Source organism: Propionibacterium ruminifibrarum, from assembly GCF_900289195.1.
GTDB lineage: Bacteria > Actinomycetota > Actinomycetes > Propionibacteriales > Propionibacteriaceae > Propionibacterium > Propionibacterium ruminifibrarum.
In genome coordinates this window covers 73,981-87,760 of the sequence record NZ_OMOH01000008.1, presented here as the reverse complement: position 1 = coordinate 87,760, position 13,780 = coordinate 73,981, and the positions used below count along the sequence as shown (strand labels likewise).

General features: G+C 66.9%; 11 protein-coding genes and 1 pseudogene. 5 read left to right on the top strand and 7 right to left on the bottom strand.

The annotated features are described in order from the left end of the window. Positions 1–194: 194 nt before the first annotated feature. The 5 genes from PROPJV5_RS09910 to rpmH all read right to left on the bottom strand — a co-directional run bounded on the left by PROPJV5_RS09910 (position 195) and on the right by rpmH (position 2,770). Positions 195–752: a Jag family protein gene (locus PROPJV5_RS09910; RefSeq protein WP_119716196.1), complete on the bottom strand. Its 558-nt coding sequence runs from the start codon at positions 750–752 to the stop codon at positions 195–197. A gap of 101 nt (positions 753–853) precedes the next feature. After that, the gene (gene yidC / locus PROPJV5_RS09905; protein WP_420812730.1) at positions 854–1,924 is read right to left on the bottom strand and encodes a membrane protein insertase YidC; all 1,071 of its coding nucleotides are present in this window, start codon (positions 1,922–1,924) and stop codon (positions 854–856) included. 17 nt (positions 1,925–1,941) lie between these two features. Next, positions 1,942–2,259: a membrane protein insertion efficiency factor YidD gene (yidD, locus tag PROPJV5_RS09900; RefSeq protein ID WP_119716194.1), complete on the bottom strand. Its 318-nt coding sequence runs from the start codon at positions 2,257–2,259 to the stop codon at positions 1,942–1,944. Further along, positions 2,256–2,630, bottom strand: a complete 375-nt coding sequence (rnpA, locus tag PROPJV5_RS09895; protein ID WP_119716193.1) for a ribonuclease P protein component — start codon at positions 2,628–2,630, stop codon at positions 2,256–2,258. The genes yidD and rnpA overlap by 4 nt, the downstream gene beginning before the upstream one ends. A 2-nt stretch (positions 2,631–2,632) precedes the next feature. Continuing rightward, complete coding sequence (rpmH, locus tag PROPJV5_RS09890; protein WP_119716192.1) at positions 2,633–2,770, bottom strand: 50S ribosomal protein L34; 138 nt, start codon at positions 2,768–2,770, stop codon at positions 2,633–2,635. A 476-nt stretch (positions 2,771–3,246) separates the two neighbouring features. Between rpmH and dnaA the strand changes: the two genes are divergently transcribed. Beyond that, positions 3,247–4,701, top strand: coding sequence for a chromosomal replication initiator protein DnaA (gene dnaA, locus PROPJV5_RS09885; protein ID WP_275403711.1), 1,455 nt, complete (start codon positions 3,247–3,249; stop codon positions 4,699–4,701). Positions 4,702–5,099: 398 nt separating this feature from the next. On the opposite strand, the gene PROPJV5_RS09880 is transcribed toward dnaA, so the two are convergent. Together PROPJV5_RS09880 and PROPJV5_RS09875 are read right to left on the bottom strand one after the other, a co-directional pair. Further along, a complete protein-coding gene (locus PROPJV5_RS09880) occupies positions 5,100–5,519 on the bottom strand; it encodes an organic hydroperoxide resistance protein (RefSeq protein ID WP_119716190.1) in 420 nt (139 codons plus the stop codon). 42 nt (positions 5,520–5,561) lie between these two features. Next, complete coding sequence (locus tag PROPJV5_RS09875) at positions 5,562–6,056, bottom strand: ferritin-like domain-containing protein (protein WP_119716189.1); 495 nt, start codon at positions 6,054–6,056, stop codon at positions 5,562–5,564. Positions 6,057–6,175: 119 nt separating this feature from the next. Between PROPJV5_RS09875 and PROPJV5_RS09870 the strand changes: the two genes are divergently transcribed. From PROPJV5_RS09870 to PROPJV5_RS09855, 4 genes and pseudogenes are all read left to right on the top strand, one after another. Beyond that, a complete protein-coding gene (locus tag PROPJV5_RS09870) occupies positions 6,176–6,616 on the top strand; it encodes a MarR family winged helix-turn-helix transcriptional regulator (RefSeq protein ID WP_119716188.1) in 441 nt (146 codons plus the stop codon). 124 nt (positions 6,617–6,740) lie between these two features. Continuing rightward, positions 6,741–7,481, top strand: a pseudogene (locus tag PROPJV5_RS12945) (ABC transporter ATP-binding protein); the annotation flags it as partial. A 1,522-nt stretch (positions 7,482–9,003) separates the two neighbouring features. Next, entirely contained in the window at positions 9,004–11,544 is a 2,541-nt protein-coding gene (locus PROPJV5_RS09860) for an ABC transporter permease (protein ID WP_182858671.1), read from the top strand. Positions 11,545–11,942: 398 nt separating this feature from the next. Further along, on the top strand, positions 11,943–13,637 hold the full coding sequence (locus PROPJV5_RS09855; RefSeq protein ID WP_119716186.1) for a nitrite/sulfite reductase: 1,695 nt from the start codon (positions 11,943–11,945) through the stop codon (positions 13,635–13,637). The last annotated feature ends 143 nt before the right edge of the window (positions 13,638–13,780 follow it).

The window sequence follows — 13,780 nt, the reverse complement described above, 5'->3', positions numbered from 1 at the left end:
TGTGTCTGTGCTGTTCCCTCTCGGCCGTGGCGCGACGAACTGAAAGAGTCAACAACCACAACCAGCAGAGGATGGGCCGGGGATGGCTCCTTCCCCCCAGGGCGTCCACCAGGACCGGGTCGCGCCCCAGCTGAGCGGAATGGAACCGGAATCCGGAGTCTGCGCGGTGGGGGAGAACTCCCGCCGTGGCCGGCTCAATCCTGTTTGCTCGTCTGGATCACCACGCAGCGCTGGGGTTCGACCCCCTCGGACTCGCTGTACAAACCCGCCGCCGCAACGGCGTCGTGAACGATCTTGCGTTCGAACGGGTTCATCGGTGCCAGACGAACCGCTTCGCCCGACTGGTTGACGTCGTTGATGGCCTCCTGGGCCAGGAGCTGTAGCTCCTTGCGGCGCTTGGCCCGATGGCCGGCGATGTCAAGCATGAGACGGCTGCGGTGACCCGTCTCTGTCATGACGGCCAGTCGGCTCAGCTCCTGCAGCGCCTCGAGCACCTCACCGCCGGGACCGACCAGGGTCTCGTCGTCGGTGACGACCGAGACATGGGCGCGGTCGCCCTCGGTGTAGGTGTCGATGTCACCGTCCATGTCGGCGATGTCGAGCAATTCCTCGAGATAGTCAGCGGCGATGTCGCCTTCGGCGACCAGCTGCTCCTCTAGGGCATCGGTCTTCGCCTCTGAATCGACGGCGGCGCTGTCATCGACGACCTGGTCTGACGGGTTCTCTTCCTCGTGCCCAGTGCTCTCGCTCATGGTTCTCCTCGTACATGCGTTGTCCCCGAAGACCTTGGGGACCAAACCGGTGTCTGATGCCCGGCGGATATCGTCTATCGCCATATCCGCTCGGACGCCGTCTACTTCTTGCGCTGTGACTTGGTCGTTCGTACCGGCTGACGGCGCACGACCTGTCGCTGGGCACCGTTGCCGGTCGTCGTCTTCCGGGTGGTCTGACGCGTCGTGCCCTGTCGATTGACGACGGCCCTGCCACTGTCGTCGGTCTTGACGGCCTCGGTGGGTCCTGCGGTGCGGGGCTTCTTGCGGGCGCGGTCTGCACGGGTGCGCTCGATCTGCTTCGGGTCGCGCCCCTTGGCGCGCATCCGCTCCTCCCACTCGATGTAGGCGGGGGTGCCAGGAGTGGGGTAGTTGCGGATGATGATGTACTGCTGCGCCATCGTCCAGATGTTCGTCGTGAGCCAGTAGAGCAGCACGCCGATCGGGATCGCGAATCCGCTGAACAGGTACATCAGCGGGAACATGTACAGCATCATCTTCTGCTGCTGGGCCATCGGGCCGGTCTGCGCGCTCGGCGGCATGTTCCGCTTGAGCATGTGCAGCTGCTGGAAGAACATGAGCGCGGTCATCGTGATGACGAGAACCATCGCGAAGACCTGGGTGGCACCGAAACCACTGCTGAGGGGCCAGAAGGTTCCCGACAGCTTGGCCCCGAAGATGTGGGCGTTGCTCAGCGAGTCGACCAGGCCGGCGTCACGGCTCAGCCAGTAGCCCTTGACATCGGTGCCCCGCGAAGCGGAGTTGAGCACCCGGAACAACGCCCAGAAGATGGGCAGCTGGATGAGCAGGGGGAGACAGGAGGACATGGGGTTGACCCCCTCCTCCTGGTACAGCTTCATCGTCTCCTGGCCCAGGCGTTCGCGGTCGGCGCCGTACTTCTTCTGCAGTGCCTCCAGCCTCGGCTGGAGCGACTGCATCGCCCGCGAGGAGTTCAGCTGCTTAGCGTACAGCGGCATCATGAGCAGCCGGATGAAGCAGGTCAGCAGGACGATGGAGAGCAGCCAGGTCAGACCCGTGTCAGGGTTCATGAACTGAGAGAACAACCAGTGGGCCGCAACGATGATGCCGCTCACCGCCCAGTACAGCGGCTGCATGATGGCGGAACCGATGTCACCCAGGGCCATCACTGTCATGAGAAGGTTCAACTCATTCACCTCATCGGAATGCACTCGTCATCGTTCGCCAAGGAGTGCTCGTCGGGGCGAGTGCCCCGGGTGTCGTTGTCTGCCTCGGCGAGGAGCCGAGCTTCGAGCGGGGATCCTGGTACGGGATCGATCCCGCCCATGGACCATGGGTGGCAGCGCACCAGGCGCCGCATGATGAGCCGGCTGCCCCTGAGGGCGCCATGGATCTGAAGAGCCTCGAGCCCGTACGCCGAGCATGTCGGGTAGTACTTGCACACATCGCCGTACAGCGGTGAGATGAGGGCCCGCCAGCCCTTCACGAACGCGATGAGCAGATGCTTCACGCCCTGGCCTCCAGTCGCTCAATGCTCTTGCGCCACGCCGCTCGGAAATCATCGGCGAGACGGTCTGGCTGCGTCGCCGCCGCCGGGAGCGCACGGACGACGACTCGCAGATCGGCCCTGACCCCATCACGGAGCTGTGCCGCAGCCAAGTGCCGAAGCCGTCTGCGGACCCTGTTGCGGGTGACGGCGTTGCCGACTTTCCTGGACACGACGAAACCGACCCGCGCCGAGACCACGCCATCGCTGGGGACGCCGGGCTGTTCGGCGAGGTCGGCATGGACGACGACTGTCGGCCGGCCGGTCCGCACACCGTGGCGCACTGTTGCCTTGAAGTCCTTGGACTGCCGAAGCCGCGCCGGGGCGGGCAACACGACTATGCGGACAGCTCGGAACGGCCCTTGCGACGACGGGCCGACAGGATGGCACGGCCGGCGCGGGTTCGCATGCGGGCACGGAACCCGTGGGTACGGGCCCGACGACGATTGCTGGGCTGGTACGTGCGCTTGCTCACGGGAAGGCTCCCTACTGTGTCGGTGAAGGGCGTTTCGCATCGCCATCATCAGCTCGCCGCCTGGTTCCGAGCATCCCGGAACCAGTTGATGAACCGACGACGGCGTCCGCTGACGTCAGCGGCCTGTCAAGTTTAGGCCGCGACGGGCGCATCCACAAAAGCAGCACCCGAGTCCGTGAACTACTCGGATGTCATTCTCATACCCCAGTCCAGCCGACACGCCGAGCGGGGCGTAGATTCCACAGTGACGTGTTGCGCGATCAAGGCATGGCAGCTAGCGTTGCCGGAGTCGCTGCAACAGACCACGGCAGGGCCACTCCTGGCGTGTGGACCCAAGTTGTCCACATGTTCCCACGCTTGTGGATAATTTTGTGGACAGGTGTACAACGATTATTCGACGTGCAAGCGAGCATCTCTCGGCACGCGCAACACCCCAGCGGTGAATGCGGCGGACAGGTGCACGGAGGGGAGACGGCGTGGCGATCGAGCCTGGCGGGACCCGCAGTGAGCCTGACTTCAAGCAGGCGTGGGCGCACGTCCTCAGCGAGTGCGGTGCCAGCGGGGGCGCCTTCCTGCGCAACGCGAAACCCCTGACCGTCCACGAGTCGACCATGATGGTCGCCGTTCCCAACGACTTCACGAGAGAACGCATCGAGACGAAGATGAGGGGCGCGCTCGAGGAGGCGCTCAGCGACTACTACCGCCGCTCGATGCACCTGGCGATCACGATCGAACCGGACCTCGAGCTCGATCTGCGCGCACCCGACCACGACGACGAGCCCGACGACACCGAGGAGCCCCCGGTCCGCTTCGTCCCGCGCAAGGGTGCACAACCGCTGCTGCGGGGCCAGACCCCCGGCACGCCGGCAACCCAGGAGCAGAACGGCTCCGACGAGAGCCTGAACCCGCGGTACACCTTCGACAACTTCGTCATCGGCGACTCGAATCGCTTCGCGCACGCCGCCGCGGTGGCAGTGGCCGAGGCGCCTGGCAAGGCGTACAACCCGCTGATGATCTACGGGGAGTCCGGCCTGGGGAAGACGCACCTGCTGCATGCGCTGGGTCACTACGTCCTCGACTACTACGAGGACGTTCGGGTCAAGTACGTCTCCACCGAGGAGATGACCAACGAGTTCATCAACGCGGTCGGCGAGAACCGCACCGTCGAGTTCCGCCGCAAGTACCGCGACGACGTCGACGTGCTGCTGATCGACGACATCCAGTTCCTCGAGGGCAAGACGCAGACGCAGGAGGAGTTCTTCTACACCTTCAACGCGCTGCACAACGCCCAGAAGCAGATCGTGCTCACCTCCGACCGCCCGCCGAAGGCGCTCGAACAGCTCGAATCCAGGCTGCGCAGCCGGTTCGAGTGGGGCCTGATCACCGACATCCAGCCCCCGGACCTGGAGACGCGCATCGCGATCCTGCAGCGCAAGGCGGCCGCCGAGCAGCTGCTCATGCCGACGGATGTGCTCGAGTTCATCGGCTCACGGATCCAGACGAACATTCGCGAGCTCGAGGGCGCGCTCATCCGTGTCACCGCCTTCGCCTCGCTCAACAAGGAACCGGTCACCCTCGACCTGGCTGATCGGGTGCTCGCCGATCTCATCCCCGATGGGGCGGATGCGGAGGTGAGTGCCCAGCTCATCATCAGCGAGACCGCCAAGTACTTCGACGTCTCGGTCGATGCGCTGTCGAGTTCGAGCAGGACGCAACCTCTCGTCCTGGCCCGACAGATCGCCATGTACCTGTGCCGAGAACTCACCGACCTGTCGCTGCCGAAGATCGGCCAGGAGTTCGGGGGCAAGGACCACACCACCGTCATGCATGCCGACCGCAAGATCCGCGAACTCATGCGCAAGCAGCGCAGCGTGTTCAACCAGGTGTCCGAACTCACCAACAGGATCAAGCAGGCGGCGGCACGCGGCTGACCGGCCCGTCACGCGGACGAGCTGTCCTCGGCCGTCCCTGTCACCCACCGTCAGTATTCAACGCACAGCGCGATTCCATGCACGGCGCGGCACGCCCGGTGACCCTTCTCGCGAATCTGGTAACGGGCGTGCCGCGCTGGTGATGGCCCTGTGGACAACTCGGGGATTCGGTGGATGACATGTGCGGGCCCGTCCCCATGAGGACGGGAAATCCACCGGACCGTGGTCCGGCAGCATTGACCCGTCACCAGGTCATCCCCAGGACGAGTAGGAGATGACAAGCCCGAACAGCTCTTCCCCACAGTTTCCACAGCTGTTAAGAGGATGAATCACTTAACAACGTTGACACGCTCTTCAACACAGGGGCAGTGGATTACTCGCCTCTGGCCCCGAGCCGGTCAGTCGTCAGTGACGATGACGTTCACCGGAATGTTCCCACGAGTGGCGTTCGAGTAGGGGCACACCTGGTGCGCCGCTTCGGCCAGTTCGGTGGCCAGCTCGTGGTCGATGCCGGGAAGTGTGACCTCAAGGGTCACCTCGAGGCCGTATCCGTCACCCTGCCGGCCCATCGAGACGCGGGCCCCGACGCTCGAGTCGGTGACATCGACCTTCTTCGTCCGCGCGACGCCGAGCAGGGCCGAGTGGAAGCACGCCGAGTAGCCGGAGGCGAAGAGCTGTTCCGGGTTGGCCCCGTCGCCGCTGCCACCGAGTTCCTTCGGGGCCGCCAGGTCCAGATCGACCCGGCCGTCAGTGGTGCGAACATGGCCGTTGCGGCCCGCACCGGTGCTCAGTGCCTCAGTCGTGTAGAGGGTCTCCATGATGTTCCTTTCCCTGGTGAGTGATCAGTCGCCACGATGACGTCAGTGCGTGGCCGGGGTGAGACGAGCCGCCGTGTAGAGCTGTTCGCCGAGCTTGTCGAGCAGTTCGATCTCGCTCTCGAGCCAGTACAGGTGCTGTTCCTCGTCGGCGAGGATGTCTTCGATGAGGCGCCGCGTCGTGGCGTCGTGGGCCCGGCCCATCCGCTCGGCGATCTCGTTGAGCGACTCGCTGGCATTGCGCTGCAGCGCCATGTCGTTCTCCAGGACCTCACGGAGCGAGGAGCCGACGTGCACCTGGGGGAAGGTGATGTCGGGCGTGCCACCCAGGTCGAGCAGCCGATCGGTCAGCTCCGAGATGGTTTCGGGTTCGTCATCGGTCCGAGCCTTCATGTCTGCACTCAGGCCCGCCAGACCCCAAGAATCCAGGAGCTTCACGTGGGCCTGGTGCTGAGCCGATCCCGCCCAGTAGACGCCCAGGAGTTCATTGAGGGTGGTGATGACCTCGTTCTTGTTCTGATCGACACTCTGCTCGGTCATGGTTGATTCGTGCCTCTCGCATTCGGCTTGCGGGTGTTCCCGCCTGGCATGAGCACCATTGCACACAATTAGATTGTGAGCAATTAGATTGGTAACAATCTTTTTGCTAGGTTTGGTGCATGTCGCAACATCCGGAGCTCGGACTGGACCACCAACTCTGCTTCTCGCTCTATCGGGCGAGCAGAGCGGTCATCCGCGCCTACCGCCCCCTGCTGAAGGGACTCGGGCTCACCTACCCGCAGTACCTCGTGATGATCGTCCTGTGGCAGGAGAACGAGGGACTCAGCGTGAAACAGATCGGTGCCCGGCTGGGGCTGGACAGTGGCACCCTGACACCTCTGCTGAGGCGTCTTGAGGCCAGTGGCCACATCACGCGCTCCCGGGACGATGCCGACGAGCGCAGGGCGGTCATCACTCTCACCGACGCGGGGCGTGCCCTGCAGGACGATGCCGCTTCGATCCCCGGCGAGTTGAACAGGATGTACGCCGCATGTGATGTGGACGCCGGTGACCTCAAGACCCAACTCGATGTCCTTGGGGAGTTCCTTCCTTCTGCTTGAGGAGAACAGCCTGCGATGACGGGTGGGGCCGGCCGACGGGGATGCGTTCGTGTGGACCGGGCCGGGTCATCGAGGGGAATCACGGATAGGCTGTGATGGTCGGCACAGACAATGGAGGACCGTCATGACCGCACCGGCGAGCACCCTGACGCGGGTCGCTGCCCACACGCGCAGCCTGACCAAGGTCTACGGTCAGGGTGACGCCAAGGTCACGGCACTCGATCACGTCAACGTCGACTTCTCCAAGGGACGCTTCACGGCGGTCATGGGGCCCTCCGGATCGGGCAAGTCCACGCTCATGCACTGCGTGGCCGGCCTGGACAAACCGACCAGTGGGGACGTCTTCATCGGTGACACCGCCATCAGCACGCTGCGCGACTCCAAGCTGACCGCTCTGCGCCGCGACCGCATCGGATTCATCTTCCAGGCCTTCAACCTGGTGCCTACGCTCACGGCCCGCGAGAACATCGAACTGCCGTTGGCCATCGCCGGCCGCAAACCGGACAGGGACTGGTTCGACCAGGTGATCGAGACCGTCGGACTCGGTGACCGTCTCACCCACAAGCCGTCGCAGCTGTCCGGGGGTCAGCAGCAGCGCGTCGCCTGTGCCCGCGCCCTGGTGAGCAAGCCGGACATCATCTTCGCCGACGAGCCCACCGGCAACCTGGACTCACACAGTTCGGCCGAGGTGCTCGCGTTCCTGGCCCGTTCGGTCACCGAGATGGGCCAGACCATTGTCATGGTCACCCATGACCCCACGGCTGCGGCTCATGCCGACCGGGCGCTCTTCCTCGCCGACGGGCGCATCGTCGATGATCTGGCCGCCCCCACCCGTGAGAGCGTCCTGGACCACATGGCCCGACTCGGCACCATCGACGACCTCGCCGACAGCCCCACGACGAAACTGCCGATCGTACGGCTGAGTGGTGAGCCACCGGCCCCGACAGCCGCCCGTCCCGCCGTGTACGTCCGCCCGGCGCAGGACATCGAGGGCACGTCCCACGCCTCCCAGGCCACCACGGTTCACATCCCGGCGGTTTCCCCCGCGCCGGCTCCTGCTCCCGAGCAGCCCGCCGCACCGCCACGACCCGCCCCGGTCGTGAGCCGGACCCCCGCCCCGAGCCCGGCGCAGCCACCGCGTCCCGCGAGCCCCACGTCAGAGCCCGCCACCCGGCCGGCGTCCCCGGTGCGGAACACGGGTTCGGTGCCGGCCGCGCCCGCGGCCCCTCGCCCCAGCGTGAACCCGACGCCCCAGAGCCGGCCGACACCTGTTCCGAGCCAAGCAGCAGCGAGCCGCCCAGCCGATCCCCCGCCGGTCCGCCGGCCCGCACAGACGCCCCGTCCGGTCACGACGGGCGACCCGGCGGCGATCGGCCCCGCCGCCACCGAGCAGCGCACCACTGGCTCCAGGCCGGGTCCGATGCCGCGGCCCGGCGTCGGCGGCTCGGCGCCCGTGCAGGCATCCGAACCCCAACCGGCCGCCCCGCAGCAGAGCACCCCCCAGCTCATGCCGTTCCCACCGCGGACTCCTCGACCCGAACCCCCGGAGCAGAATGCCCCGCTGGTCCAGCCCACGAACAGACCCACGACGTCAGGAGACGCAGAAGCCGCTCCCTCCTCGTCGGTGCCGACCACGAAGAAACCCTCCCCGGCACCGGCTTCCCTTGCGCCCATCACACCGGCACCGCTCCTCGGTGCCCGCACCCGCATCACCTTCTCCAGCCCGCGGACGGCCGAGGCATCCGAGTCGAGCCCGCAGAAGCGGCCTCCTGAGTCGAAGGAGCCGACTCGGCAGTCCGTGCCGGTACCCACGCCGACACCCGCAGTGATCGAACCGGTCATCGGTTCGGGTACCCGCATCACCTTCTCCAGCCCGCGATCGGCTTCGACGCCGACCGTGACACCGTCCAAGGCGCCCGCCCCTGTCCCGCCGCAGCGGCCTCCGGCGACGACGAAACCCCCGCGACCCGTGACGGAGGAGCCCCCGCGGCCCGTTCCTCCTCTCGCGGCCGTCGAGCCGGCAACCACACCGACCCAGCAGCGCCGCGCGGCCGCACTGTCCCAGTCACTGGCCAACCCGCCCGCCGTCGCGGTGGAGCATGCCCGCCCGGCAGACGACCCGGCCCCCTCGTCCCCCCAGACGGCGACCCGACGGGCCCTCGACATGAACGCCCTGGACGTCAATGTCCTCAACAGGCCCGTACCAGGTGCTCATGACCCGCTCCTCGCCCCTCTGATGCCCAGGGCGGCCGCCACGGACACCGGGGAGCGTGCCTACGACTCGCCCGCTCCGGCCCATCCCGCCCGTTCCCTTCCCGACGACGGGCCGGCCCGCTACCAGCCCACGAGGCGGGCCTGACATGTGGAAGGCCGCCTGGAAATCGCTCATGGGCCACAAGCTGAGGCTTGTGCTGTCCACCCTGTCGGTCGTCCTCGGCATCGCGTTCATGTCCGGCACCCTGACCTACACGGCGATGCTGTCCGACAGTTTCGACGCCATCAGCCAGGGCACACTCACGGACATCTCGGTCAGCGTGAAATCAGGTGACACCGCTCTGGGCAGCGTCACCGCTGATCTCAACGCGGGAGCGTCCACCGTCATGGCCGGGGAACTCGAGGCGATCAGGGGGGTGACCGGCGTCGAGAGCGCCTCGGGCATCATCACTGGCTCGAACACGGCCTATCTGCTCGACACGGACGGCAGGATCGCAGGGGCCTCCACGACCAGCATGGCGATGAACTACCACACGGAGCCGGCCATGGGTCACAAGACCGGCCTCCAGGTCGACGAGGGTCGGCCGCCGACCGCCGATGACGAGGTGGCCGTCGATCCGGCCACCCTTGCCGATTCCGGTCATGCGATCGGCGATGAGGTGACCGTTCTGACCTCCGACGGGTCGCGGCAGCCGATGACCGTCGTCGGCACCGTCAGCTACGCCCACGGCGCCACGGCCGGCGCCAGCTACCTCTTCTTCGACGAGGCCGCCGCGTCCCGGCTGCTTCTCGGCGGCGCCGACGGCTACACCACGATCGGAGTCACCGTCGACGACGGCGCCGACGTGAATGCCGTCAACGACGCCATCAACGAGGTCCTGCCCGATGCGCTCGAGGCAACGACCGGTGAGACGACGGCCGACCAGATCTCCGACATCGTCCACCAGGCCATGAGTTTCGTCACGGTCTTCCTGGCGGTCTTCGCAGCGATCGCGCTCGTCGTCGCCGGTTTCATCATCATCAACACCTTCTCCATCCTCGTCGCCCAGCGCAGCCGCGAACTCGCCCTCTACCGCGCGTTGGGCGCCTCCCGCGGCCAGGTGCGCAATTCGGTGGTTCTCGAGGCCGTCGTGACGGGCCTGTTCGGTGGCGTCGTCGGTATCGCGCTGGGGGCCGTCCTGGCCTGGGGGATCAGCAGGGTCGTCGCTGCCCTGGGCATGAACCTCGGCAGTTCCGTGCCGATGCCCAGCCCGGCCAACGTCATCGGTTCGCTGGCCGTCGCCGTCCTGGTCACCGTCGCGGCCGCCTGGGGGCCGGCCCGGCGCGCCTCCAAGGTGCCGCCGGTGGCCGCCATGAGCGGCGAGTTCTCCACCGGGGCCGAGCATCTGGGCCGGCGGACGATCGTCGGCGCCGTCCTCACCGTCCTCGGCGCGGCCGGCGTCGTCGCCGGCGCCGTCGGTGACTTCGACCACCACCTGTGGGTCTTCGGGGCGGGCGCCTTCGCCGTCCTCATCGGAGTCGCCCTGTTCAACCCGGTCATCGGCAGACCCCTCATCTGGCTGCTCGGGCGGGTGTGGCGGCTGCTGTTCCGCGAACCCGGCAAACTCGCCGAACTCAACTCGATCCGTCAACCGCGACGCACCGCGGCGACCGCCTCGGCACTCATGATCGGTCTGACACTCGTCACCATGCTGTCGATCATGAGTTCCTCGGCCTCTGCGTCGATCCACAAGTCCGTCCAGGAAGACCTGCGCGGCGACTTCATCGTCCAGCCGGTCAACCGGAGCCCCCTGCCCGACGGCATGGCGGACCGGATCGCCGCACTCGACGGCGTCGAGGACGTGCACGTCGAACGCCAGGTGATCGCGATGACCACCAGCCAGCAGCCGCTGTTCATCGAGGCCTTCGCAGCGAAGGACTTCGACCGGATCGTCTCCGAGACGATGGTCTCGGGCGAGATGAACGACGAGCCCAACACGGCGATCGTCCTGAGTGATCTCGCCGAGGCCAATGGCCTGTCCATCGGCGACACCATCACCACACTCGACCCCTCGGCGCCATTGCCGATCGTGTTGACCATCACCGGCATCTTCGACGTCGCCGACGGCGTCTCCGGTGCGAGCATCGTCACGAACCTGACCACCGTCGAGCAGTTCACCGGGGGCGACGCGGATGCCTTCATGACCGTTGATGCCGCCGATGGCGTCTCCGCCGGTGCGCTGCGCACCCAGATCGAGTCGGTCACCAACGACGATCCGCTCGCCGTCGTGCAGTCCATGGACGATTACGCGGCCGAGCGCACCGCGATGATCGACCAGGTCATCACGATGGTCTACGCCCTGCTGGCACTGGCCATCGTCATCGCTGTCCTGGGGATCGTGAACACCCTGGCACTGTCGATCATCGAACGCACCCGTGAGATCGGCCTGCTGCGCGCGGTCGGCATGAAACGCCAGCAGATCCGCACGATGATCACACTCGAATCGGTCACCATCGCCCTGCTCGGTGCCGTCCTCGGCGCCATGATGGGCGTGGGCTTCGGGGTCGGTCTGCAGCACGTCCTCATCGACCAGGGTCTGACGGTGCTCGCCATCTCCTGGCCGCGGATCGGTGCCTTCCTCGTGGCTGCTGTCGTCGTCGGTGTCGTGGCGGCCCTGTGGCCCTCGCACAAGGCGGCGCGACTCAACATGCTCAGGGCCATCGCCAGCGAGTGACCACGCCTCGCACCGGGTGCGGCCCGGTTGGCGACACCTCGTCCACGATATGGATGTGCGGATGACACGGACCGTTTCGGTCCCTAAAGTCATGGCCATGGTTCGTGGTCACACCTTGGTGCAGCGCAAGCACGTCGACCTGTGTGTCGTCGCCGGCGCCCTGTGTCGTTGACCGACCAGTGCTCCTGAACCCCAGGAGCCCACGACGGTGGTCCGGGTTCACCCGCCACCCACCCTTCATCGCTACCGGCTGTCCGGCCGTCCTCATGCCGTTCTCACGGTGCAGACCCGCCCCACGTGATCGCACCCGCCGGTTGAACCCGACACCGCAAGCCCGACAGCCCGGCCCCACGGACCACCGCAGGAACGGTTCACATGCCCTGCGAAGGAGACACATCATGACGAAGACATCTGCCGCCACGACGACAGGAAGACCCAGGCGCAGCAACGGCCAGTGGATCATCGACGGCCGTGCCCCACTCAACCCGAACGAGGAGTTCAAGCAGACCGGCACCAGTCCGCTGGACGTGCGGGAACGCATCGAGACGATCTACGCCAGGCAGGGCTTCGATTCCATCCCCTCCGACGACCTGCACGGGCGCATGCGCTGGTGGGGTCTGTACACCCAGCGTGCCGAGGGCATCGACGGCCACCGCACCGGAACCCTCGGCCCCGACGAGCTGAGCGGGCGGCACTTCATGATGCGCGTGCGCCTGGACGGGAAGTCCGTGAGCCCGGACCAGCTGCGCGTGCTCGGCGGCATCTCGAACGACTTCGCCCGCGGGACGGCCGACCTGACCGATCGGCAGAACCTGCAGTACCACTGGATCGAGATCGAGAGCGTCCCCGAGATCTGGCGGCGACTGGAGTCGGCCGGCCTGCAGACGATCGAGGCCTGCGGCGACACCCCGCGCGGGTTCCTGCTCTCGCCCGTCGCCGGCGTCGACGCCGACGAGATCATCGATCCGTCCCCGATGCTGGAGACGATCGGCCGCCGCTACCTGGGGCGGCCCGAGATCGCGAACCTGCCCCGCAAGTTCAAGACCGCGGCGACCGGCCACCCCAGCCTCGACATCGCGCACGAGATCAACGACATCTCCTTCGTCGGCGTCCGCCATCCCGAGCTCGGCCCGGGCTTCGACCTGTGGGTGGCCGGCGGTCTGTCGACGTCACCTCGCCTGGGTGAGCGTCTCGGGGCCTTCTGCACTGCCGAGCAGGGCCCCGACGTGTGGTACGCGATGATCCGACTGTTCCGCGACTACGGCTATCGCCGTCTGCGCAACCGGGCACGGCTGAAGTTCCTGCTCGCCGACTGGGGGGTCGAGAAGTTCCGGCAGGTGCTCCAGGACGAATACCTCGGCTACGAACTGCCCGATGGACCGGCTCCCGCCCGCTCGGTGGGCAACCCCGATCACGTCGGCGTGCACGAACAGAAGGACGGTCGGGCGTACATCGGCCTGGTTCCCCAGGTGGGGCGCCTGTCCGGTGACGTGCTGATCCGGCTCGCCGATGCCATGGAGGGCGCGGGCAGCGCCCGCGTGCGGCTGACTCCCCACCAGAAACTCGTCGTCCTGGACGTCGACCCCGACGCCGTGGAGGACTTCCTGGCCGAGGTCGCCCCGCTCGGGCTCACCGCCCGTCCCGGTCCATTCCGTCGCTCGACGATGGCCTGCACCGGTATCGAGTTCTGCAAGTTCGCCTTCGTCGAGACCAAGGCGGCCGCCGCGGCACTCACGGCCGAACTCGACCGCCGGTTCGAGGGGGTCGAGATCGGCACGCCGATCAGCCTGTCCATCAACGGCTGCCCCAATTCCTGCGTCCGAATCCAGTTGGCCGACATCGGTCTGAAGGGCCAGCTGGCCAAGACCGCCGAGGGCTCCGAGTTCGCCTACCAGGTGCACCTGGGCGGCGGGCTGTCCACGATGGGCCGTGCGGAAGCGGGTTTCGGCCGCACGGTGCGGGGCCTGAAGATCACCGCCGACGAGGCGGCCGACTACGTCGAACGCATCGTGCGTCGCTACCTGGCCGGCCGCAGTGACGGCGAGACCTTCGCCCAGTGGTCGCACCGCGCCACCGAGGACGAGCTGCGCTGAGTCCGACCCCGCGGTGAGTGCCTCGTTCACGAGGCACCGGCAGGCCTGCGGCGAGTGCGCGCAGCCGGTATGATGCAACAAGCACGCGGTGCCGGCTGCGTGCACGCCCAAGCGGCCCACCGAAACAGTTCTCAGGGGACGAG

What these genes read in the sequence shown, in the direction of transcription:
- PROPJV5_RS09910 (WP_119716196.1), bottom strand. Translation starts at nt 752, where the DNA reads ATGAGCGAGAGCACTGGGCACGAGGAAGAGAACCCGTCAGACCAGGTC.
- yidC (WP_420812730.1), bottom strand. Translation starts at nt 1,924, where the DNA reads ATGACAGTGATGGCCCTGGGTGACATCGGTTCCGCCATCATGCAGCCG.
- PROPJV5_RS09880 (WP_119716190.1), bottom strand. Translation starts at nt 5,519, where the DNA reads ATGGAGACCCTCTACACGACTGAGGCACTGAGCACCGGTGCGGGCCGC.
- PROPJV5_RS09875 (WP_119716189.1), bottom strand. Translation starts at nt 6,056, where the DNA reads ATGACCGAGCAGAGTGTCGATCAGAACAAGAACGAGGTCATCACCACC.
- PROPJV5_RS09870 (WP_119716188.1), top strand. Translation starts at nt 6,176, where the DNA reads ATGTCGCAACATCCGGAGCTCGGACTGGACCACCAACTCTGCTTCTCG.
- PROPJV5_RS09860 (WP_182858671.1), top strand. Translation starts at nt 9,004, where the DNA reads ATGGGCCACAAGCTGAGGCTTGTGCTGTCCACCCTGTCGGTCGTCCTC.
- PROPJV5_RS09855 (WP_119716186.1), top strand. Translation starts at nt 11,943, where the DNA reads ATGACGAAGACATCTGCCGCCACGACGACAGGAAGACCCAGGCGCAGC.